Raw genomic sequence first — 23616 nt, forward strand, 5'->3', positions numbered from 1 at the left:
GCCTTATTTTACCTTATCAACAATTGCTTTAAAAGCATCTGGGTGGTTCATCGCTAAATCAGCTAAAACCTTACGGTTTAATTCGATATTATTAGCTTTTACTTTACCCATAAATTGTGAGTAAGACATACCATGTAAACGGGCACCTGCATTAATACGAGTGATCCAAAGTGCACGGAATGTTCTCTTTTTGTTTCTACGGTCACGGTATGAGTAAGACATTGCTTTCTCTACCGCATTTTTTGCTACTGTCCAAACGTTTTTACGACGCCCGAAGTAACCTTTTGCTTGCTTAAGAACTTTTTTTCTTCTAGCTCTCTTCGCAACAGAATTAACTGATCTTGGCATAATTTTAAATTTTTTTGTAGTAGGCGGTCACTGACACTTACTCATTTACAATGGCCTAACTCCAAGGTTTATAACTAATTTTAACCTGACTCTGTTTAAATTACTTTAAACGTAATTGAGTCTTGATACTATCCACATCTGCCTTATCAACTAAAGTAGCGTGGGTAAGTGCTAGCTTACGCTTTTTCGATTTTTTTGTCAAAATGTGACTCTTAAAAGCGTGCTTTCTTTTGATTTTACCAGTACCAGTAAGCTTAAAACGCTTCTTTGCACTGGATTTTGTTTTCATTTTCGGCATTACTTCCTAAAATTTATCAGTCTTCGTTTTCTGTTTTTACTTTTTCTTAGGGGCTATGAACATGATCATACGCTTACCTTCTAATTTTGGCATTTGTTCTACTTTTCCTAGCTCTTCTAATTCTTGCGCCAGTCTAAGTAATAAGATCTCACCTTGATCTTTATAAATAATAGAGCGTCCTTTAAAGAATACATATGCCTTTAATTTAGCACCTTCTTTTAAAAACTTCTCTGCATGTTTCTTTTTAAACTCATAGTCGTGATCATCAGTATTAGGACCGAACCTAATTTCTTTTATGGTCACTTTTGTAGCCTTTGCCTTTAAGGCTTTATCCCGTTTCTTTTGTTCATAAAGAAACTTTTTATAATCCATTACCTTACAAACTGGTGGTTTGGCATTTGGTGAAATTTCTACCAAATCAAGTTCCTGTTCTTCTGCAATGGCAAGCGCTTTCGCTATTGGATATACTCCAATCTCAACATTATCGCCAACGAGTCTTACTTCGTCTTCGCGAATTTTTCGGTTAATTCTGTGTTGGTCTTCTTTGATGATCCTAGCCGGACCTCTACTTCTTCTTCTACGTATTGCTATGACTTACTATTTTTTAGTTAAACTGCTTTAATGTACTATTAATCTCACTTTTTACCAAATCTACAAATTGCTCAATGGTAATCGAACCTAGGTCTTGTTGCCCATGTTTTCTAACAGAAATAGTACCTTTTTCAGCTTCTTGTTCACCCACGATAATCATGTAGGGGTACTTTTTCATCTCGGCTTCTCTAATTTTTTTACCGATCGTCTCGTTTCGATTGTCTACAAGGGCGCGAATTTCGTGATTTTCCAATAAATTTAAAACATTTTGAGCATATTTTTCATATTTTTCACTGATACTCAATATCATAACTTGCTCAGGGTTTAGCCAAAGCGGAAAATTACCACCTGTATGCTCTAAAAGCAGTGCTATAAAGCGTTCCATACTGCCAAAGGGAGCGCGATGAATCATCACTGGTCTATGTAGTTCATTGTCACTTCCTTTGTAATTTAGATCGAATCGTTCCGGTAAATTATAGTCTACCTGAATTGTACCTAATTGCCAGCTTCTGCCAAGGGCATCTTTGACCATAAAATCGAGTTTAGGACCGTAAAAAGCAGCTTCGCCTTCTTCAATCACATAATCCAATCCTTTGTCTTTAACTGCGCTAATTATCGCATTTTCAGCCTTTTCCCAATTTTCTACTTCACCAATGTATTTATCAGGATTTTCAGGATCGCGTACCGATACCTGCGCGGTAAACGCTTCAAAGCCTAGAGATCCCAGTACGTATAACGACAAATCGATCACGTTTTTAAATTCTTGATCTAATTGATCCGGTGTACAAAATATATGTGCATCATCTTGGGTAAAACCACGTACGCGGCTTAAGCCATGAAGCTCGCCACTTTGTTCATAACGATATACCGTTCCAAATTCGGCAAAACGTTTTGGTAAATCTTTGTAGCTATACGGTTTTGTGTTGTATATTTCGCAATGATGCGGGCAATTCATGGGCTTCAGTAAAAACTCCTCATCTTCCTTTGGAGTAGTAATTGGCTGAAAACTATCCTCGCCATATTTGGCATAATGCCCTGAAGTAACATACAGTTCTTTTGAGCCAATATGAGGCGAAACCACCATTTCGTATCCTGCTTTTTTCTGAGCGGCTTTTAAAAAGTTTTCCAAACGTTCGCGTAGTGCCGCTCCTTTAGGTAGCCACAATGGAAGTCCTTGACCTACCTTTTGGGAAAAGGTAAATAGTTCTAACTCTTTCCCTAATTTTCGGTGATCACGCTTTTTCGCTTCCTCAATGAGTGCCAAATACTCTTTTAGCTCTTTTTGTTTTGGGAACGAAGTACCGTAAACCCGTGTAAGCTGTGGTTTGTTTTCATCGCCTCGCCAATAAGCTCCCGCTACACTCATAATCTTAACCGCTTTGATAATGCCAGTATTTGGTATATGTCCACCACGACATAGATCAGTAAACGTATCATGATCACAAAAAGTGATTGTGCCGTCTTCAAGGTTTTCAATAAGTTCGACTTTGAACTCATTGTTTTGAGACTTATAAAAATCTAATGCTTCTGCTTTAGTAGAAGATCGCATTTTGAATTCATGCTTGCCACGGGCAATCTCCAGCATTTTGTCTTCAATCTTTTTAAAATCCTTATCAGAAATCACCTGATGCCCCAAATCTACATCGTAGTAAAAACCGTTTTCAATTGCAGGACCTATGGTAAGTTTTACCCCAGGGTATAATTGCTCTAAAGCTTGTGCTAATACATGCGAAGTACTATGCCAAAAAGCTTCTTTACCTTCTTTGTCTCTCCAAGTATATAAGGTTAGATCACCATCCGTTCGTAAGGGTGTAGTGGTTTCAACTTTAGTATCATTAAACTTTGCTGAGATTACATTTCTCGCAAATCCTTCACTAATATCTTGTGCCACCCCAATAGGAGTAACTCCTGCTTCAAACTGTCTAACCGAGCCATCGGGTAGTGTGATGTTGATCATGTTTTTACCTAATTAAGAGCGCAAAGATACATCGATTCAACATGTAGACAAAAATCAAAGTAAACAAAATAGATTGGTTAAACTTTAATGTGATTATGAGCATATTTTTAGCAAGAACATTTATTTGTGTAGATGCTAAAAGCGTTAGATTAATTTGGGATTAGTTGAGCTTCTAAAATTCGAGAGATACCATACACTTCTATCTGACCACTTTTAGGATCTTTTTCAGCCATAACAACTGTCAATACCCGTCCTTCTGCTCCATTGCCAAAAATAGCCTTATGCTTAATTTCAGTTCTAGAAGGCGCTTTATTAAGATCTATACTTTTAACTTTTTTTAGATATTCTTCTTTTTCTTGTTTTGGGATATGGCGCTCAACAAAGTCAGTAAAAGGTATTACATAGTTATTAAAATCAATTGTTGAGATACCGTAGAGTTTCATAATATGGTCATTCAAAATCATTGATTTTGTATGCTTGTCGTATTTCCAATAACCAAGATTTGCAATTTCACCTGCAACTCTAAATCTTGATTCGGCATAGAAAAGTTGATCAGAAAAGACCCGTTCTTGATGCTCTAACTTTTTTTGAATGTTTTCCATTTGTTTTCTGTAAAGTAAGAATGAAATGACATCACCAAATGAATTATTCTTGAAATTTAGAGATTTCTTCACTTCAAAAAGCGCAAAATATAATGTAAAAAGTGAAGAGTAAACAAGGGATGAAAGAAGTGATTTTACAACGGAGTTATAGACTAAGTTGATTTCAAAATCAATGCCCTGAATGACCACTAAAAATATGATGGCATCAAAAAAGAAAACAAAGCTCATACTAACCAGCGCATTCAGGAAAAAAGGTATGTTTAATTTCGAAATTTTATTGAAAAGAAAGAAAATTAGAAGGCCGTCGACAAAGAGCAAGAGTGTCCCAAGACTGAACGTTTTTATACCGATGCCTATGTTTTCAGAATTAAATAAACTAGCCATTGGGCTCCTTGGAAAAGAATATCCCAATGCGTATTGAATGGCGCAAAGAAATAAATTTGTAAAAAGAATAGCATATAACAAAGTTCTCGCTTTATTACTACCTTCTTTTACCAAAATGAGCAAGACCACAAATAAACTGGCATGAAACATAATCGTTCCTGGTGATATACTAATGACCGAACTTATTTCAAGTGTTATTGTATTGGCTAAATACGTTTGTAGAAACTGAAAAGCCCCAATGCCTGTAAAGACTAAACCAATACCGAACTTGGTTCGCAGTTTGAATATTACCGCAATAAATACCGTGATACAGGTATAAAGCGATGCAAGAAGTGCAAAATTAAGCAGATTAAAAGATTCCATTTGGTTGAGAAAAACTTAAGCTGGCAAAGATATTTCTTATTTGCTCATTTTCAATACTTCTACAACGGTGTTTGTCGCTTTTGCTATATTGTAATTTATATGGCTAAAAAAATAACTATTTTTGTATCAAATATGGGTTTTCAATATAAACTATGAACCACAAAGTGTTACTTACTGCTAAAGAAGTAAACATCATTCTACATAGACTGGCTTGTCAACTTATTGAAAATCATCAGGATTTCTCCAAAACAGTGCTTATTGGAATACAACCTCGGGGTGTTTTTTTAGCTGATAGACTTGTCAAAATTCTTGAAGAGGATTACAAAATTTCTAATATCCAAAAAGGAAATCTTGATATTACTTTCTATCGAGATGATTTTAGAAGAGGAGAGAAAATTTTGGAAGCCAATAAAACAGATATCGATTTTGTGGTAGAAGATAAAAATGTCGTTTTTATTGATGATGTTTTATATACGGGTAGAAGCATTCGAGCTGCTCTGACCGCCATACAATCGTTTGGACGCCCTATAAATATAGAGCTACTTACTTTAATAGACCGACGTTTTAGTCGGCATTTACCCATACAGCCAAATTATCGTGGTCGTCAGGTGGATGCGATTAATAATGAAAAGGTTAAGGTAAGCTGGTTGGAAAATGAGGGAGAAGATGCAGTTTATGTTGTTAGTACCTAATTAAAAAGACTAAATAATAGCAATGAGTGAGTTAAGTGTATCTCATTTACTTGGAATCAAATATCTTCAAAAGTCAGATATTGATCTCATTTTTGAAACCGCCGATCATTTTAAAGAGGTGATCAACCGTCCGATTAAAAAAGTACCTTCATTAAGAGATATTACTATTGCTAATTTGTTTTTTGAAAATAGTACGCGTACCCGCTTATCATTTGAACTTGCTGAGAAAAGATTATCTGCTGATGTGGTGAATTTTTCAGCGGCTTCTTCTTCGGTAAAAAAAGGAGAGACCCTTATAGACACGGTAAATAATATTTTGTCAATGAAGGTTGACATGGTGGTAATGCGTCACCCTAATCCCGGTGCGGGTGTTTTTCTTTCTAAGCATGTCAATGCCAGTATTATTAATGCTGGTGATGGTGCACATGAACATCCGACTCAAGCTTTGTTAGATGCTTATTCTATAAGAGAACGATTAGGAGAGGTCTCTGGAAAAAAAGTTGTAATCGTAGGTGATATTTTGCACAGTCGTGTTGCCTTAAGTAATATCTTTGCATTGAACAAGTTAGGTGCTGAGGTTAAAGTTTGTGGTCCACTTACATTAATACCAAAATATATTGAGAGTTTAGGGGTAACCATAGAGCCTAGTCTACAGAAAGCACTTAACTGGTGTGACGTGGCTAATATGCTGCGTGTACAAAACGAACGGATGGAGGTAAGTTATTTTCCTTCAACGAGGGAATACAGACAGCAGTTTGGTGTGAATAAACAACTGCTAAATTCTCTTGATAAAGAGATTGTGATCATGCATCCCGGACCAATTAATAGGGGAGTAGAGATTACTAGCGACGTAGCCGATTCGAAACAAGCCATTATACTGGATCAGGTAGAAAATGGTGTTGCCATACGAATGGCGGTTATATATTTACTAGCTTCAAAAATTAAACAGTAACGATATGATTATCGATACCAAAGGAAACACTACGATTATCACAAGAGAACGAGCAAGTGTTGTCGATATGGTACAACGAATTACTAAAGAATACGACTCATTTTCTCATAACAATATTATTGTAAATTTATTTTCGATTGAAGGATTAACAAAAGATGACCTAAACGAGTTTTTGTTAGTGTCTAAAAAGCATCGCACAGCCAAACATTCATTTGTAATCGTTGCATCAAATATTGATTTTACGGCGGTAGCAGATGAGCTAGTAGTGGTACCTACAATTCAAGAGGCCCATGATCTAGTGGAAATGGATGAAATTGAACGGGATTTAGGTTTTTAACTCATAGAATGAATAACTATAACTTAGCCCAAGTTAACATTGCACAAATGCTTAATCCCATAGATCATCCTACTATGGCGGGTTTTGTCGCTAACCTTGATCGAATAAATGAGATAGCCGAAGGGTACGAAGGTTTTGTTTGGCGTTTAAAAGGGGATGAGAATAACGCAACTGCGCTTCGAGTTTTTGAGGACGATTTTCTAATTATCAATATGTCTGTTTGGGAATCCAGGGAAGCTTTGTTTGATTACGTATACCAAAGCGCTCATGTTGAAGTATTAAAACGCAAGAAAGAATGGTTTTCGAACATGAAAAACATGCATATGGCACTATGGTATGTGCCTCAAGGACATTTTCCGACCCCACAGGAGGCTAAAGAGCGTCTTCGCTATTATAATACCAACAGTGCAACACCATATGCTTTTGGGTTTAAACACAATTTTACCGCAGCAGAAGCAGAAGCCTATATACCTAACATTATAAAAGCACAATGAAGTTAACCGTATTAGGTTGCTACTCAGCTACACCACGTACATTTAATAATCCTACTTCACAGGTCTTAGAGATTAAGGGTAATTTGTTTTTAATCGATTGCGGAGAAGGAACACAAGTACAACTTAGACGAAACAGAATCAAGTTCGCTAGAATTAAAAATATTTTTATTTCTCACCTACATGGAGATCATTTTTATGGCTTAATTGGCTTGGTATCGACATTTAGATTACTCGGCAGGGAAGCCGATTTAACCATTTACGGACCTAAGGGAATTAAAGAAGCGATAGTATTACAATTAAAATTATCAGATTCATGGACCAATTTTAATCTGAGGTTTATAGAGTTGGAAAGTAATGAGCCCCAGTTAATTTATGAGGACGATAAAGTAACGGTAGAAACGATTCCGCTAACACATCGGGTGTATACAAACGGATTTTTATTTCGTGAGAAGTTAAGCGAACGCAACTTAAATATAAAAGCGGTTGAAGATTTTGATATTAGTAGGGCTTACTATCAAAAGATTAAAAATGGTGATGATATTACGTTAGAGGATGGGCGAGTGATACCTAATGACCAACTTACTTTCGATCCGCCCACACCAAAATCATATGCATTTTGTAGCGATACAACATATAAGGTTGATAATGTTGAACAATTAATGGAAGTAACTGTACTTTATCATGAATCTACTTTTTTAGATGAGCATCAGCATTTAACCGACAAGACAAAACATTCTACTGCGAAAGAAGCGGCAAAAATGGCTTCTAAGGCCAACGTCAAGACACTAATTTTAGGTCATTATTCTACTAGGTACAATGGTATTGAAGTGTTTAAAGAAGAAGCACAAACTATATTTAAGAATGTTGAGTTAGCTGAAGATGGTAAAGTATTTGAATTTTAATATCATTTTATTCTCATCTAACTATTAAATAACTTAGCGCTAATAATTGGTAGCAGTATCATGGAAAAAGATCTTGGCTCATACAGAAAGTCCTACGAAAAAAGCATGTTATTAGAATCTGAAGTTTCTGAAAATCCCATGCAATTGTTTCAGACCTGGTTTTATGAAGTAGAAAAAATGGAAGCTTCAGATGAAGTGAATGCGATGTCTGTCTCAACGTTGGGATTAGATGGTTTTCCAAAAACACGTGTGGTACTTTTGAAGGAATACACCCATGAGGGGTTCATTTTTTATACTAATTATCAAAGTGAAAAGGGCAAAGCAATAGCTCAAAATCCGAACGTTTGTATTTCCTTTTTTTGGCAGGTGGCTGAAAGACAGGTTATTATTAAAGGAAAGGCGGAAAAAATTAGTCCTAACAAATCTGATGGTTATTTTGATTCCCGACCAGAGGGTAGTCGGTTGGGAGCAATCGTTTCCGATCAGAGTCAAGTAATTCCCTCTCGTGAATTTCTAGAAACTAAATTAAATGAGTTGGAAGCTGAATACACTAACAGAGAAATAAAACGCCCCGATTATTGGGGTGGATATCTGGTTCGACCGGTTGAAATAGAATTTTGGCAAGGGCGAACAAACCGACTTCATGACCGGTTGCGTTACACACTTGACGCTAATTTTGATTGGATAATGGAACGCCTAGCACCCTAGTCATTCTTTTTATCTTAGCTGTTAATAACTAACAACAAATAAGAAGTCAATGATTTTTATAATTATTGGCATTGTTTAATTTTGTTTTGTGGAGCATTTTGTAGTATCAGCCAGAAAATACAGACCTCAAACATTTAAAGATGTAGTGGGGCAACAGGCTATTACCAATACATTACTTAATGCTATCAATAGCAATCATCTTGCACAGGCGTTGTTGTTTACCGGGCCTCGTGGTGTTGGTAAAACTACTTGCGCTCGCATTCTGGCTAAAATGATTAATAGTGACGGTACCGAAAGCCCTGATGAGGATTTTGCTTTTAATATTTTTGAACTGGATGCCGCTTCAAATAACTCTGTCGATGACATACGAAGCCTGATAGATCAAGTTCGAATTCCACCACAAGTTGGGAAATATAAGGTGTATATTATAGATGAGGTGCATATGCTTTCTTCAAGTGCATTTAATGCATTCTTAAAAACCTTAGAAGAGCCTCCAAAACACGCTATTTTTATTTTAGCGACTACCGAGAAGCACAAGATCATTCCGACTATTTTATCACGTTGTCAAATATTTGATTTCAAGCGGATCACCGTTAGTGATGCGAAAGAATATTTAAAATATATCGCAGGATTACAAGGCATACAAGCGGAAGATGATGCACTACATATTATTGCTCAAAAAGCCGATGGTGCCATGAGAGATGCCCTATCTATTTTTGATAGAGTAGTGAGTTTTTCAGGGAAATATTTAACAAGGCAAGCAGTATCAGAAAATTTGAATGTACTGGATTATGACACCTATTTCGAATCAACTGATTTGATTTTAGCCAATAATATTCCGCGGTTATTACTGCAGTTTAATGAAATTAGCTCAAAAGGTTTTGATGGTCACCATTTTATTTCTGGTTTAGCATCTCATTTCAGAGACCTAATGGTATGTAAAAACGAATCGACGATACCCCTTCTAGAAGTTGGCGAGCAGACAAAAGCGAGATACTTGGAGCAAAGCCGAAAAACTAGTCTTTCATTTTTACTAAAGGCAATTGATCTAGCTAACACCACCGATCTAAAATATAAAGCCAGTAAAAATCAACGTTTATTGGTTGAATTATGCCTCATGCAACTAGCTTCAATTTTAGGACCTGCTGATCAAAATGATCAACAGGAAAAAAAAAATGACAAGCCACGCATAATCCCGCCTTCTTATTTTAAGGATTTTCAAGTTGATTTGCCTCAAAAGCGAATTACTACTGTAGAAAAAGCGATTGAAAAGCATGCCATCAGTCAAGATGATGCTGAACCTATGGTATTGGAAACGGTTGATGAAAGTGCCCCTTCCCAGAACAACACACCTGCTATAGATGAGAATACTCCTTCCTCTCAACCAGAGGCAATCATCCCAATTGTGGAAGATGAAAAAGAAGAAGTAAGTTCAACCGAAACCGCAGAAGTCACCTCTGAAAACACTTCAATTGCTACCACCACAAGGATAAGCATATCAAGCAAACGTGTCTCTGGATTGTCACTTTCAAGTATTAAACGAAAACAGGAGCACGAAAAGAATAAGGAAGGACAGCAGGTAGATGAAGAAAATCTTCCTACAGAGAATTTTACCGAACAGCAAGCCCAAGATGCTTGGGAAGCGTATATTAAAAAACTTCAGGATAAAGGTCAGAAAAACATGGCCTCTATTATAGGAATTGATCAACCAGTTTTACGTGATGGTAAGACTTTGGTAGTTGAATACCCTAATGATACGATGCGTGTTGAATTGGAACGAGCCAAGGCACCCTTACTCAAATTTTTGCGAGAAAAGTTACAAAACCATGATGTCGATATAGTAGTAGAGGTCAATGAAACTGCTGCAAAAAAGTATGCATTTACTCCGCGTGAAAAATACGAAAAGCTAAAAGAGAAAAACCCACTTATCGATAAGCTAAGGCAAACATTTGATCTGGATATTTAATACAAGTAATTACATAAAAGTCCTCAGTTTTCTTCTTTTATTTTCCTCAATACTCATTATTCATAGGAAAAACCGAGCAATGATAAGTCTAGAAGCGTTTTGAAGATGCTGTAAATTAAGTAATCGATACTATTTCGGGGGAAAATAAAGATGATTACCAGCTATCAATTGGACGAATTTTAAGGCGGATGGTGGATTTCTGATATTTTGTGGAACACCAATTCCAATGGAGCGCCTATCTCAAAGGGCTATCTAAATTTATATACCGGTGGTAACAACTTAACGTACTGTTCGTCATTTAAGAAACCAATCACATGAAGACTTCAACAAAAACCAAGATCTGGGCACAAATTTTTATTATTTATACTCGTTACCTTATTGGTGGAGCTTTCGTTTTTGCCAGCATTATTAAAATCAAGGGAAATCGGTTTACCGGTGATAGCGGAGCCGAAAATCCTATTAACAGCGCATGGCATTTTTTTGAAACAATGTATCAGTCCGGTTTGTACTGGAGGTTTATTGGTTTTGGTCAGCTCATCGCTGGTTTTTTACTAATGACCCAACGATATTCTAAGTTAGGAGCACTTATTAACTTTCCAATAATTTTAAACATTTTTGTTATTACCCTGTCCTATTATTTTGCATATACTCCAGTGGTTACGGGGCTTATGTTAGTCGCCAATATAATATTGTTGTTTTGGGAATGGAATGAATTGAAAGTGATCTTCAACTTTAATCCTGTACCTGATAAAACGTTTAGAATGGAACATGACCTTACTTGGCAAATAACAGGCCTTTCCTTGTTTTTTTTCACATTTGTATATAGAATAGCTGTAGAACGCTATAATTTAATACTATGGTTCGGTATTTGTTTATTGCTGGGTTTTTTGGGTTTCATCACCGGTCTCATACGTGAACGAAAAAGAAGAAAAAGCCTTTTAATTTAATCTTAAGATAAAAAGTAATTAAACGTTTTGCAGTGTTCTAATTTTTGTTTTTAACAACTTAGTTCGGACAAGAATTAACAGAACAAAAGTAATCATAACTGTCACTGATAAATAGGTAATTAGATGATTCTCATTTATGTGTTTGTGAACAAGTCCTCCAAATGCCCAAATAACAACCAATGCATAGGTTACACTACGAAATTTCCAAAAAGTTAACCCCGCCAATGTGGCGGCAACACTTAAAATAATTAAAGACCAGTTGGTTTCTGACAGCCCGAAACCATCCCATTCATAGAACTTTAGGGCAGCACTAATGTTCAGTGCGGTTGCAAGTGTAATCCATCCAAAATAAATCCGAAATCCAACACGTTCTGCAAAGAAATTGATGGTGTAACCGGATTTCCATATGTTAAGGAGCAAAACATTAATTTGATATAAGGATATTAGCAGAATAACTATTAAAAAGACGGTGATCCAAAGCCATTCATATGCCGCACCAACCAACCAAAAACCATTGGCTAATACATTAATTGAATACCAGTTTCTCAGAGTGTTCCAATGATTTGATTCTTTTGCTTTTTTAAAGTACTGATAAATGGGGAAAGCAATTAAGAAGAGATAAATGGGAGCCCAAATTGTAAAGGCGTATCCGCTTGGTACAACTAATGGTGCCCCATAACCACCTTCTTCTCCAACTGGATTAAACCCCATAATTCCTGAGGTCGTCAAACCATATAATACTAGTAAGAAAGTCATTGAAACAAGTGAAATGATAACTGATCGTTTGCGTGTCATGATGAACATTTTTGATGATTAACATTTACAAATATAATATGTTTTCGTTTTAAATTATTACGATAACGTATTATTTATTATTTTTGTGTTCAGATTTTTAGTAGTACTTATGGCACAGAATATCTCATACCAACCGCTTATACTTAACTGGGAAAGCTATTTGCAATTTGAAAAAAATCCTACATTGGAAGGCTTTGCAAAGTACTTATTGACCAGTAGTACAAAAAAAGATACAATTGATGATACTTCCGTACCTTTTCAAGAAGTAATGACGGGTGAGACAACCTCGTATTTGGCTCCGGAAGCAGCTGAACTTATCTTTAGGTTAAACAAGTTTATAAACATATATGGTAAACCAATTGTTCAGGAGTTTGGATTGCATACCATGAACGAATTCGTAATTCTTGCATCACTTTTAGAGCTTAGAGAACATTCGAAAAAAGATCTTATTAATGAACATCTTATTGAGTTTACTACCGGAATGGATATGTTAAAGCGCATGTTGAAAAATGGGTTGCTACAAGAACGAGTTAATCAGAAAGATAAGCGACAGAAGCTTATTTCATTAAGTAAAAAAGGAACAGAAACCCTATTTAAAATTCTCGGAAAACTAAACACGATTACTGATGTACTAGGAGATTTAAATAAGACAGAAAGAGAACTATTTTTAAATACATTAAAACGACTTAACATTTTTCATACTAATCTTCATCATTATTGATAAAAACCTTGGTAATTAATGGTTAATTTAAGACTACACTACATGCTTTACTGTTAGAAAGTAGTCTTATCTTTGTGTTATATTTCAGAATAAAATGCTTGGATTAAAATTACCTACAGACCCGAGATGGGTTAATATTGTTGAGAAAAATATTGAAGAAATTCTTGTAGATCATGCTTATTGTGAACAAAAAGCGGCAAGTACGGCTATCTCTTTAATAATAGGCTTCCCTGAAAAAACGGAACTTGTTCAGGAGATGATTTCATTGGTAAAAGAAGAAATGAGTCATTTTAAATTGGTACATGATCATATTGTAAAGCGAGGTTGGATTTTAGGGCGGGAACGCAAAGATGAATATGTACTAAAATTAATGAAGTTTTTTCCAAAAGGGGGCAGCAGAACTACACATCTAGTACATAAATTACTATATGCTGCGCTGATTGAAGCAAGAAGCTGTGAACGATTTAGATTACTTTCTGAAAATATTAAAGATAAAGAGCTTGCAGCTTTTTATCGAAACTTAATGGTTAGCGAAGCCAATCATTATACCATGTTCTTAAAGTTTGCCAGAAAGTATGGAGAAAACCGGCAGGAGGTTGATGAAAAATGGCAGTCATTGTTAGCATACGAAGCTGAAATAATGACTGAGTTGGGCGTTGAGAGCACCATGCATGGTTAATTGTGCTTGAATAGCGCGTTATAACTTCTTCTTGAAAGTGGAAATGCGATTTTAAATTATAAGGTATAGGCAATAGTAACTTGTACATACCGGTGTTGGCTATCTTGAAAAACGTTAGGGTCATCAAATATTTGTTGTAACCCAAATGCGTAGCGGATATCGAACTCTACATTTTCAATGATATTGATGCCTATACCCCCAACAGCTGCATAATCCAGATTTTTCAAGCCATCTTGAAATTCATGTATTTTTAAGCCAACTTGTGGGCCTAGCTGAAGATTAAAATTTTTAGTGACAACATATTTTGCCATTATGGGCAATTGCAAATACTCGACTCTAAACTGTTTGGAACCCTGAGCTGAATATTGAAGCTCCGGTTGCACTTTAAATTTGTCGTTTATTGAATAGTTAATGAAAAAGCCCGTTGCGAATCCGTTTCTGGTATCAGCAACATCTTTGCCTTCAAAAGTAAGATCAGCAAAGTTAGCACCAATTTTAAATCCGTACTTAGGAATTGCCTGTGAAAAACAATGTGCGGTAAAAAAAATAAAAGCAATTACAAGAAGCTGCTTCATTAATGGTGTTGTTTACTAGTGTAAATATATTCAAAGCTTTAGTTTAAGCGTTAGAAATCAGCGCTTAAGTCTAATTTATCGGTAAACATTGCTTTTTTTCGATGTAATACTACTACAAACTTACTTTTTTAATCAGATAATTTTTCCAAATAGTAGTTATAAATAGCAATTTGGGATCGAACAGCAGGGCCTTCCGTTTTCCTGTAAGCATTGTCATTTTTTGCAGATAGTATTCGTGCTTTTACATTGTCACTCCAACAAATGTTAAAAGTATCAAGCAGTTCTTGCTTAATGTCTTCATCATAAATGGGGCAACTTACTTCTACCCGTTTATCAATATTCCTTGTCATCCAATCGGCTGAGGAAATATAAATTTTTGGATTGCCTTCATTTCCAAAAATAAAGAGCCTGGGATGTTCTAAAAACTTATCAATAACACTTATAGCCTCAATATTTTCACTCATTCCCGGTATACCTGGAATCAAGCAACATATACCTCTGACGATTAATTGAATTTTGACTCCCGCATTGCTCGCTTCATACAATTTGTCTATCATTTTGAAATCTGATAAACTATTTATTTTTAGTTTAATAAAGGCCTCTTTGCCTACTTTGGCATTTGTAATTTCCGCTTCAATAAGACGTACTAGGGCCTTTCTTGTATAATGGGGTGATACAATAAGATGCTTATATCGTGCAATTTTGTAGTTGGTTTCGAAAAAGGTAAATACCTTATCTATTTCTTTTAATATATCCGCATGCGCAGTAAACAAAGTATAATCTGTATATATCTTTGCGGTAGATTCATTAAAATTTCCTGTACTGATAAAACCATATCTTTTTAGTATTCCATCTTCCTCTCGTTCAACCACACAAGTTTTACTATGCACTTTTAGCCCGGGTACTCCGAAAATGAGATTTACACCTTCTAGCTGCATTTGTTCTGCGTATTGAATATTTGCTGCCTCATCAAAACGTGCACGAAGTTCCAATTGAACAGTTACTTCTTTCCCATTTTTAACAGCATTTATTAATGAACTTGCAACATGAGAGACTTTTGCTAGTCTGTAAATGGTAATTTTTATAGTACGCACCTTAGGGTCGAGGGCCGCTTCCCTCAAAAATTTCACTACATAAGAGAACGAATGATAGGGGGCAAACTGCATGTAGTCTTTTTCTGCAATCTTAGAAAATAAACTACCCTCTAAGCTTAAACCTTTTACCGCTAAAGGGGGGTAGCGTTTATATTGCAGTTCGTTTCTACCGAGGCTCGGGAAACCCATATAATCACGACGATTATGATAGCGCCCCCCAGGAATAATACTATCATTATTATCGATACCCATCTTATTTCTTAAAAAATCAAGAGTGTCTTTTGCAATTGCACTGTCATAAACAAAACGAACCGGATCGCCTTGACGACGGTCTTCTACGCTTGCCGCAATTTTTTCAATAAAACTCTTTTTAAAATCATTATCGAGATCCAACTCCGCATCTCTTGTAATTTTGATCATGTGTGCACTGATGTCATCATAATCAAACACATTAAAAATGGAGTCAAGGCAGAACCTTATGAGATCATCTAAAATCATGATGTATTGCTTATCACCTTCTTTTGGCAACACCACAAAGCGGTCTATACTTCTGGGTATTTCGACCAATGCATATCGTTTCTCTCGAGGTTTTGATTTAAAAAGTTTACCCAAACCTTTTGACTCTGTTTGAGACCTTAGTTTCATTTTCACTGCTAAATAAGCCGCACTATCCTTCAATTCAGGAAACTTAGTAAGATCATTCAAAACAATGGTTACTAAGGCAGGACTTACTTGTTGAATAAAATAATCTCGTATATATTCACTTTGACCTTTTGAAACCTGATTTTCATTAATGATGAAAATGCCTTCTTTATTGAGATCTTTTTGAATTTCACCTAAAATGCGAAGACTTTCAGACTGTAATTCAATTACCTTTTCGGTAATATCATCCATTAGATCCTTTGCAGTAATACCACCTAGCAGGTTTTTAGCTCCTTTACCTGCCAAGGCAATACGCTTTACAGTAGCGTAGCGTACCTTGAAAAACTCATCTAAATTGTTTGAAAAAATACCGATAAATCGAAGTCTGTCAATTAATGGAACCTTGGCATCTGCTGCTTCTTGAAGTACTCTTGCATTAAATTGTAACCAACTTTTTTCCCTGTTGAAATACTTTTTATCTGCTACTTTTATCATTTAAAATCTTTTGGAAAAAGGGTTAATTCTGTAGTTCCTTGTTCTTTGGTTACTTGTTGCCAAGTTGAAGATGTAAAGTTAATAACTACCACACCAGCCGTAGGTACATTATCGATAAATTTATTACCTAGCATGTTTACTATAGATGTCATTGCATGGTTATGTCCAAACAGCATCAAAGTATTGATATGATTATCAGTGTTTTGTATATTTTCCATTAATGATGTTCCTTCAAAATCGTATAAACTTTGATTGATACTTACAAGCGATGGGTCAATATTCAATTGCCTTAAAAAAATTAGGGCGGTATGAATAGCTCGGTTAGCAGGACTTGATACTATTTTATCTGGGGTAGATAGATGGCTCTTCAATTTGTCTGCAACAAGATAAGCATCCTCAATACCACGCATTTTTAGAGGCCGATCGATATCACTTGCATCATAGTCCCATGAGCTTTTTGCATGACGGATAAAAACTATTTTTTTCATAATCAATTTGTTAAGATCATTGTTAAAAAGATTGGAATTAAAAAACTACTGGGCTATTTTGATCGTATCATATATTGTTACTTTTGAAAGACATTATAAGAATCCTTAGTGATTGTTGAATTTAAAAAAATAACATTTAAATCAGGTAGTAAAATTCAGGTATTTCAGGTGTTTTAACCCGAAATCGATCGTTTGATCGAATTTTTAGGTGAGCCTTAAATCATGTATTTATTTTTGAGCCCTAACCTAAAGCTCGTTTCGTAGACGAACCCTTTCAACTGCCTTTTGTAAGCCCCCTATTTGTCGACCCTACTTGTCAGAGATATTTCTGATGGCTATGATTATAACTAAAGTATGCTTATGAGGCAAGTTTACACTATGGGGTTGAGTTTAGTATTGGTATGTTTTACCATTACTTTTTCTTCTGCAAAAACTACAGTTAATAATTTAAACATTACCGTAGAGAGCTGCGTACTTTCTTCGTTTGTTGAGGCACTACCTCAAGATACGGTAGTAGAATGCACGCATATACCAGATGCAGCGGTATTAACCGCGGTAGATTCATGTGGTAACAATATTCCCGTTACTTTTACAGAAACGAATAATGACGACGGTAGTTGTGCCGACTATACTATTGTTCGAAAATGGACAGCTTGTGGGCCATCTGGCAATGTTATTAATCATGAACAAACGATTACGGTTCGTGATACCACGGCACCTTATTTTATTCAAGACCTTCCTGTCGACCTTACTTTAGAGTGCACCGATACCATACCAGATGCTATTACATTAACTGCTGCAGACAAATGTGATCCAAGTGTTTGTATTGTTAATTTCGAAGAAATTATAAGTGGACAGGACGATGGTTGTGCTGCAAATTATCTTATCACAAGAACATGGAAAGTAAGAGATTGTAGCGGAAATGAAAATGTTCATGTTCAAACCATTGCAATTGAAGATAATAACGCCCCTGAATTTGAGCAAGATCTTCCTGAAAATTATACTGTAGAGTGTACCTCTGAAATTCCTGATGCAGAAACACTGACGGCAGTGGATGCTTGCGATGCTTCATTATGTGCAGTTAATTTTAACGAGGTCATTATTGGTAAGGATGATGGTTGCGATGCTAACTATCAAGTAAAGCGTATTTGGAAAACAAGAGATTGTGCGGGAAATGAGAATGCTCACATTCAAATTATTACCGTGGAAGATAACACGCCTCCTTCATTTGTTCAAACTTTACCAACAGATGCCATTTTTGAGTGTGATGCAGATATACCCGATGCACCAGCCATTACGGCCGTAGATTCTTGTGATTCGTCGGTTTGTATAGTTGATTTTAATGAAGAAATCATTGGTCAGGATGACGATTGCCCTGCTACTTTCCAGATTATTAGAACATGGTCAACTAAGGACTGTGCCGATAATACGGTCTCTCACACGCAAACGCTAACCTTTGAAGACAACACAGCTCCAGAGTTTGTAGAAACGCTTCCTGCCGATATAGCGGTAAGCTGTAATGAAATTCCTGATGCTGCCATTTTAACGGCCACCGATAATTGCGATACTAATTTGGATGATGTAGTTTTAGAAGAAACTATCTTTAATAAAGATGATGAATGTGATAACGATTATGAAATAAAGCGAGTTTGGAAAGTTACTGATTGTGCAAATAACGAGGCTAGCCATACCCAACGCATTACAATAACTGGCGGTGACCCTACTTTTATCGAAGCATTACCCCAAGATATTGAAGTTACTTGTCAAGAAGTGCCAACTGCTGATATCTTAACCGCTATAGACGGCTGTGGTGTCACTTTAGATGTAAATTTCGAGGAGACTTCAACTTCGGATAGCACTAGCTGTGGTGATTATGTGATAACTAGAATCTGGAAAGCTACCACTTGTAATGGTGAGTTAATGCACACTCAGACAGTTACTGTAACTGAACCAACTATTTCATTTATTGAAACCTTGCCGGTTGATACAACTGTTAGTTGTCAAGAGATTCCTGATGCAGTTGTGCTGTCTGCAACGAATAGCTGTGGTGATAGTGTCGCGGTTATTTTTGAAGAGACAGTCAATGGCTCAGCAGATAATTGTGAGCCATATACTATATCTCGGGTTTGGAAAACCGAGGAGTGTGTTGATACCAATATAATGCATACGCAAACGATCACGATACAACCCGCTGACAATGCCTCTTTCAATGAGACATTGCCGACTGATTTTACTCTTGAATGTGAGGAAGTTCCGATGGCAGCAACTTTAACTGCAGTCGATTCTTGCGGAAATGTGATTGATGTGTTATTTGAGGAAACTTCTGATAGGACTGACAGCTGTTCTGATTATACTATAAATAGAATCTGGACGGCAACCTATTGTGGTGATAAAAGCATCACACATATTCAAACAATTAATGTTACGAATGGAGAATCGTCATTCAACGAAGCGTTACCTCAAAATGCTGAGATCAGTTGTTCAGCTATTCCAGATCCTGTTACGTTAACAGCTGTAGATGGTTGCGGAAATGCTATAGACGTTGCTTTTGAAGAAACTACAGATAAGGTAGATGACTGCTCAAGTTATGTAATTACAAGAACATGGACAGCTGTTAATTGCGATGCTCAATTAATATCACATGTTCAATTAATTAATGTTACCATAGGTGAAACTTCATTTAATGAAGATTTACCAGAGGATACGACAATAGAATGTGGTGATCCTGAAGAAGCGGTTACGTTAACAGCCGTAGATGGTTGTGGAAACCCATTAGAAGTGGTATTTGAAGAAACATCGGATCAGGATGAAACGAATGATTGTCCACTTTACTTAATTACTAGAACATGGACAGCTGTTAATTGTGACGGATCAGAGCTTACCCACACGCAAATAATTTCAGTTGGTGATACCGAAGCGCCAACGCTAGCGGATGGTAATATTGATGATGTTGCGCTGTTATGCGGAGAAGAAATTCCAGCGGTTTCTGACTTAATGTTCGAAGACAACTGCACTGCAAATGAAAACCTTACTATTGAGTTCACTGAGAATGAACTAGCTGATAATGGTACAATTACCATAACCAGAACTTGGGTGGTAACTGACAGTTGTGATAATGCCGAAACATTTACTCAAAAAATAAACATTACCGAACCAGAAACACAATCAGTTACAGTAACTAACTGTATCAACGACGGTACGATAGATTTTATGTCATTATTTAACGATAATAATGTCACTGGTACTTGGGAAGATTTAGATAATTCTGGCGCACTTACAGGAAGTGAATTTGACACTTTTGCCATTGGTGTAGGAACATATCGATTTAGACTTATTGATGATGTTACTAATTGCACTACGGGACGTGAAGTAATTGTGGAATTAAATGATGATTGCGAGGTATTACCATGTCGTTTAGAAGATATTGAAATATCAGAAGTTGTTACGCCAAATGGTGATGGTATTAACGAGTTTTTTGTAATCGATGGAGTAGAAGGATGTGGATTCATTACGCAGGTGAAAGTTTTTAATCGATTAGGACAATTAGTTTTCGAATCAAATGACTATCAAAACGATTGGTCAGGTATAGAAAGAGGAGGAGATCAACTACCTTCAGGAACTTATTTTTACATTGTGAGACTTGTAAATAGTGGCTTTGGTGATATTCAAGGCTTTATTTTCTTGGGCTCTGGGGCTTAAATCAAGACTATGAAAAAAATATATGTATCACTGCTTTTTGTGGTGACTACAACGGTTAGTTGCTTCGCACAGCAAAATGAGCAATTCACCCAATACATGTATAACACTATTGCTATCAATCCTGCCTACGCCGGATCAAGAGAAGCGCTAAGTATTATTGCATTAAATCGTAACCAGTGGTTGGGAATTGAAGGAGCGCCGGTAACCCAAACTATTTCTATAAATGCTCCGCTAAGAAATGATCGTGTTGGGGTCGGAGTTTCATTTATTAATGATCAACTTGGTTTTGAAAAATCAACTAAACTCTATGGAGATTTCTCATATACGATCCCTGTATCTCAATCAATAAAGGCCTCTTTTGGTTTAAAAGCAGGTGCTAATTTTTTTAACCTTACAGGCTTTACATCAGCTGCTGCTCTAGAAGATCCTTATATAGCCGGTATTAACAAACGATGGACCTTTAATTTTGGATTGGGAGGCTATCTTCATAGCGAGAAATTTTATGTAGGCCTATCTGCTCCTAAACTACTAACCAATGACAGGAACAGAAATACGGATTTTGAGACGCTAGAGCAGAATGATGTTTATGTAATTGCTGGTTATGTGTTTGATATCAATGATACTATTAAATTCAGACCTACTTCTTTATTACAAATAACTCAGGCCGTACCAATTTCTTATAATTTTACCGGGAGCTTTCTGTTTTATGATAAGCTTTGGTTGGGTGCTTCCTATCGCGTGGGTGGTGATCTTGGTGGAGCGGTTGGTGCTTTAGCTGATTTTAAAATATCAGATCAGCTTAGAGTTGGTTATGCCTATGAATCTCCATTAACTTCCCTCAAGGCATTTACCCAATCGACTCATGAAATCTTACTTATCTATGAGTTTAGTTTTGTGAAAAACAAAATGAAATCTCCTCGTTATTTTTAATTAAATCTTTTGATGAGAAACCATACATTAATTACGGGATTATTACTAATTACTTCGGTAAGTTTAATTAATGCGCAGTACGGTAGGCAACGCCGAGCAGATGCTATGTTCAATAGTTTTGCTTATGCAAAAGCGATCACTTCATATCAAGATATGATCGATAATAACTATAACACTGATTATGCGAAGAGAAAAATCGCAGATGCTTATACTTTACTTCGCGATCCGGAAAATGCAGTTAAATACTATGCCGATGTTGTACAACAAAAAGATATTGATCCAACATATTACTTAAGATATGCACAAGCTTTAAGAGGAATCAAAAAATATAAGGAGTCACGCAACTGGTTAAAAAAATATCGAGAAACGGCAAAAGGAAAGGTTGGTAATGTCGAACGAATGATTAAAAATGATAAGTTCGTTGATGAGATTTACCAGGCAAAACAACGTTATGAAATTACTGAAAGCCCTTATAATAGCGCCTTCAGCGATTTCGGTGCATATACTCATGACAGTGTTACTTATATTGCATCTACTCGCGATGATAGCGGACTTATAAAACGTCTTTACGGCTGGAACTTACAACCCTTTTTAGATATCTATAAAACCGAAATTGACACTTCGGGTACGGCCATCTTAACTAAAATTTCCGGAGACGTTAATACGAAGGTTCATGAAGGATCTATGACGATTTCCGCAGATGGTAATACGATGTATTTCACTCGTACTAACTATTTAAATAAAAAAGGTAAAGATGAAAATGGAATAAGTAACTTAAAGATATATCGTGCGACTAAGGTGGATGGTAAATGGGACAATATCATTGAACTCCCTTTCAATAGTGACGATTTTTCAACTGGACACCCAACGCTTTCTAAAGACGGTAAAACACTATATTTTGCTTCTGACAGTAAAGAAGGTTTTGGCGGTAGTGATTTATATAAGGTTTCTATTTTAGAAAATGGGTCATATTCGACCCCAGAAAATTTAGGAGATACTATAAATACACCACTAAACGAGTTATTTCCGTTTATTCATGAGAATGGAACATTGTTTTTTTCTTCTGATGGCCATCAAGGTTTAGGGCAACTCGATATTTTTGCTACGATTCAAGATGATATGGGCAAGGTGGTGGATATTTTGAATCTAGGTCTTCCTGTAAATAGTAATAAAGATGATTTTTCATATTATTTGGCACCAGACGGAATTAATGGTTTTATTTCCAGTAATAGAATAGGTGGTACCGGTGATGACGACATATACTCATTCGTAAGAATACCGCAGATTACATTAAATGGTACGGTAACTGATATTGTGAATCAGGAACCCATAGCGAATGCCATGGTTAAAATAATGGATGAAAGCAATGAGGTATTTGCCACTGTACAAACCGATAAAAATGGCTATTATGAGTATGATGTCGATATGGATACTCAATATAACATAGAAGCATCAGCTCCCAAATATATCTCGCAAACCAAGACGTTATTTACAAAAAAGCCTGAGTCTGGATATAGCTTGACCTTAGATTTTGAACTGGAGCCAATTAAAAAATTAGAAGTATTGGCTGATATCGATATCAATAAGATTTATTTTGATTTTGATCGCTATAATATTCGAAGGGATGCCGGTAAAGAATTGGATAAGGTTGTTGATTTAATGATCAATAAGTATCCTGAAATGATTATTGCTATCGGCTCGCATACCGACAGTCGCGGTGCTGACGCATATAACCTTCGTTTATCTCAAAATAGGGCATTAGCGACTTATCGCTACCTTACTAAAAAGGGAGTTCCTAAAAACCGAATAGAAAATTATCAAGGCTTTGGTGAAATGGAGTTGATTACACCCTGTGATGATGGGCAAAAGTGCTCTGAAGAAGAGCACGAGCTTAATAGAAGATCTGAGTTTGCTGTTGTGCAAATGGAAGCCAATTAAAAACATTAATACCCAAAAA

At 36.1% G+C, this 23616-nt stretch carries 22 protein-coding genes; 13 read left to right on the top strand and 9 right to left on the bottom strand.

Going from position 1 to position 23616, the window contains the following annotated elements; translation table 11 throughout:
* Positions 1 to 3: 3 nt before the first annotated feature.
* The 5 genes from rplT to ABN763_RS12465 all read right to left on the bottom strand — a co-directional run bounded on the left by rplT (position 4) and on the right by ABN763_RS12465 (position 4543).
* Complete coding sequence (gene rplT / locus ABN763_RS12445) at positions 4 to 348, bottom strand: 50S ribosomal protein L20 (protein ID WP_410485796.1); 345 nt, start codon at positions 346 to 348, stop codon at positions 4 to 6.
* Between the two features lie 100 nt (positions 349 to 448).
* Complete coding sequence (gene rpmI / locus ABN763_RS12450; RefSeq protein WP_410485797.1) at positions 449 to 646, bottom strand: 50S ribosomal protein L35; 198 nt, start codon at positions 644 to 646, stop codon at positions 449 to 451.
* A gap of 36 nt (positions 647 to 682) precedes the next feature.
* Positions 683 to 1195, bottom strand: a complete 513-nt coding sequence (infC, locus tag ABN763_RS12455; RefSeq protein WP_410485832.1) for a translation initiation factor IF-3 — start codon at positions 1193 to 1195, stop codon at positions 683 to 685.
* Between the two features lie 55 nt (positions 1196 to 1250).
* Positions 1251 to 3194, bottom strand: a complete 1944-nt coding sequence (gene thrS, locus ABN763_RS12460; protein ID WP_410485798.1) for a threonine--tRNA ligase — start codon at positions 3192 to 3194, stop codon at positions 1251 to 1253.
* 149 nt (positions 3195 to 3343) lie between these two features.
* Complete coding sequence (locus ABN763_RS12465) at positions 3344 to 4543, bottom strand: hypothetical protein (RefSeq protein ID WP_410485799.1); 1200 nt, start codon at positions 4541 to 4543, stop codon at positions 3344 to 3346.
* A gap of 152 nt (positions 4544 to 4695) precedes the next feature.
* Between ABN763_RS12465 and pyrR the strand changes: the two genes are divergently transcribed.
* The 8 genes from pyrR (at position 4696) to ABN763_RS12505 (ending at position 11541) form a co-directional block, all read left to right on the top strand.
* Positions 4696 to 5235 carry a bifunctional pyr operon transcriptional regulator/uracil phosphoribosyltransferase PyrR gene (pyrR, locus tag ABN763_RS12470; RefSeq protein WP_410485800.1) on the top strand — a complete coding sequence of 180 codons (540 nt, stop codon included), beginning with the start codon at positions 4696 to 4698 and terminating at the stop codon, positions 5233 to 5235.
* 22 nt (positions 5236 to 5257) lie between these two features.
* Positions 5258 to 6187 (top strand): aspartate carbamoyltransferase catalytic subunit, encoded by a 930-nt coding sequence (locus tag ABN763_RS12475; RefSeq protein ID WP_410485801.1) that lies wholly within the window; start codon positions 5258 to 5260, stop codon positions 6185 to 6187.
* A 4-nt stretch (positions 6188 to 6191) separates the two neighbouring features.
* On the top strand, positions 6192 to 6524 hold the full coding sequence (locus ABN763_RS12480) for a ribonuclease Z (RefSeq protein ID WP_410485802.1): 333 nt from the start codon (positions 6192 to 6194) through the stop codon (positions 6522 to 6524).
* 8 nt (positions 6525 to 6532) lie between these two features.
* Positions 6533 to 7018: a DUF3291 domain-containing protein gene (locus tag ABN763_RS12485; RefSeq protein ID WP_410485803.1), complete on the top strand. Its 486-nt coding sequence runs from the start codon at positions 6533 to 6535 to the stop codon at positions 7016 to 7018.
* A complete protein-coding gene (locus ABN763_RS12490) occupies positions 7015 to 7920 on the top strand; it encodes a ribonuclease Z (RefSeq protein WP_410485804.1) in 906 nt (301 codons plus the stop codon). The genes ABN763_RS12485 and ABN763_RS12490 overlap by 4 nt, the downstream gene beginning before the upstream one ends.
* 60 nt (positions 7921 to 7980) lie before the next feature.
* A complete protein-coding gene (gene pdxH / locus ABN763_RS12495; RefSeq protein WP_410485805.1) occupies positions 7981 to 8628 on the top strand; it encodes a pyridoxamine 5'-phosphate oxidase in 648 nt (215 codons plus the stop codon).
* A gap of 88 nt (positions 8629 to 8716) precedes the next feature.
* A complete protein-coding gene (locus ABN763_RS12500; RefSeq protein WP_410485806.1) occupies positions 8717 to 10594 on the top strand; it encodes a DNA polymerase III subunit gamma/tau in 1878 nt (625 codons plus the stop codon).
* A 314-nt stretch (positions 10595 to 10908) separates the two neighbouring features.
* Positions 10909 to 11541, top strand: a complete 633-nt coding sequence (locus ABN763_RS12505; protein ID WP_410485807.1) for a hypothetical protein — start codon at positions 10909 to 10911, stop codon at positions 11539 to 11541.
* Positions 11542 to 11559: 18 nt separating this feature from the next.
* Here ABN763_RS12505 and ABN763_RS12510 read toward each other — a convergent pair whose 3' ends face one another.
* Positions 11560 to 12336 (bottom strand): hypothetical protein, encoded by a 777-nt coding sequence (locus tag ABN763_RS12510; RefSeq protein ID WP_410485808.1) that lies wholly within the window; start codon positions 12334 to 12336, stop codon positions 11560 to 11562.
* A gap of 109 nt (positions 12337 to 12445) precedes the next feature.
* Between ABN763_RS12510 and ABN763_RS12515 the strand changes: the two genes are divergently transcribed.
* Positions 12446 to 13057: a MarR family winged helix-turn-helix transcriptional regulator gene (locus ABN763_RS12515; RefSeq protein ID WP_410485809.1), complete on the top strand. Its 612-nt coding sequence runs from the start codon at positions 12446 to 12448 to the stop codon at positions 13055 to 13057.
* 94 nt (positions 13058 to 13151) lie between these two features.
* Positions 13152 to 13736, top strand: a complete 585-nt coding sequence (locus tag ABN763_RS12520; RefSeq protein ID WP_410485810.1) for a tRNA-(ms[2]io[6]A)-hydroxylase — start codon at positions 13152 to 13154, stop codon at positions 13734 to 13736.
* A gap of 56 nt (positions 13737 to 13792) precedes the next feature.
* Here the strand turns inward: ABN763_RS12520 and ABN763_RS12525 are convergent, their stop codons facing one another.
* The 3 genes from ABN763_RS12525 to ABN763_RS12535 form a co-directional block, all read right to left on the bottom strand.
* On the bottom strand, positions 13793 to 14311 hold the full coding sequence (locus ABN763_RS12525) for a porin family protein (RefSeq protein ID WP_410485811.1): 519 nt from the start codon (positions 14309 to 14311) through the stop codon (positions 13793 to 13795).
* 128 nt (positions 14312 to 14439) lie between these two features.
* The gene (ppk1, locus tag ABN763_RS12530; RefSeq protein WP_410485812.1) at positions 14440 to 16542 is read right to left on the bottom strand and encodes a polyphosphate kinase 1; all 2103 of its coding nucleotides are present in this window, start codon (positions 16540 to 16542) and stop codon (positions 14440 to 14442) included.
* On the bottom strand, positions 16539 to 17030 hold the full coding sequence (locus ABN763_RS12535) for a SixA phosphatase family protein (protein ID WP_410485813.1): 492 nt from the start codon (positions 17028 to 17030) through the stop codon (positions 16539 to 16541). Before ABN763_RS12535 ends, ppk1 begins: the two co-directional genes overlap by 4 nt.
* A 360-nt stretch (positions 17031 to 17390) precedes the next feature.
* Between ABN763_RS12535 and ABN763_RS12540 the strand changes: the two genes are divergently transcribed.
* The 3 genes from ABN763_RS12540 to ABN763_RS12550 are packed head-to-tail and all read left to right on the top strand — an operon-like array spanning position 17391 to position 23597.
* Positions 17391 to 20729: a gliding motility-associated C-terminal domain-containing protein gene (locus tag ABN763_RS12540; RefSeq protein WP_410485814.1), complete on the top strand. Its 3339-nt coding sequence runs from the start codon at positions 17391 to 17393 to the stop codon at positions 20727 to 20729.
* Positions 20730 to 20738: 9 nt separating this feature from the next.
* Positions 20739 to 21659 carry a type IX secretion system membrane protein PorP/SprF gene (locus ABN763_RS12545; RefSeq protein ID WP_410485815.1) on the top strand — a complete coding sequence of 307 codons (921 nt, stop codon included), beginning with the start codon at positions 20739 to 20741 and terminating at the stop codon, positions 21657 to 21659.
* Positions 21660 to 21671: 12 nt separating this feature from the next.
* Entirely contained in the window at positions 21672 to 23597 is a 1926-nt protein-coding gene (locus ABN763_RS12550) for an OmpA family protein (protein WP_410485816.1), read from the top strand.
* The last annotated feature ends 19 nt before the right edge of the window (positions 23598 to 23616 follow it).

The organism is Spongiivirga sp. MCCC 1A20706 (assembly GCF_046524175.1).
GTDB lineage: Bacteria > Bacteroidota > Bacteroidia > Flavobacteriales > Flavobacteriaceae > Spongiivirga.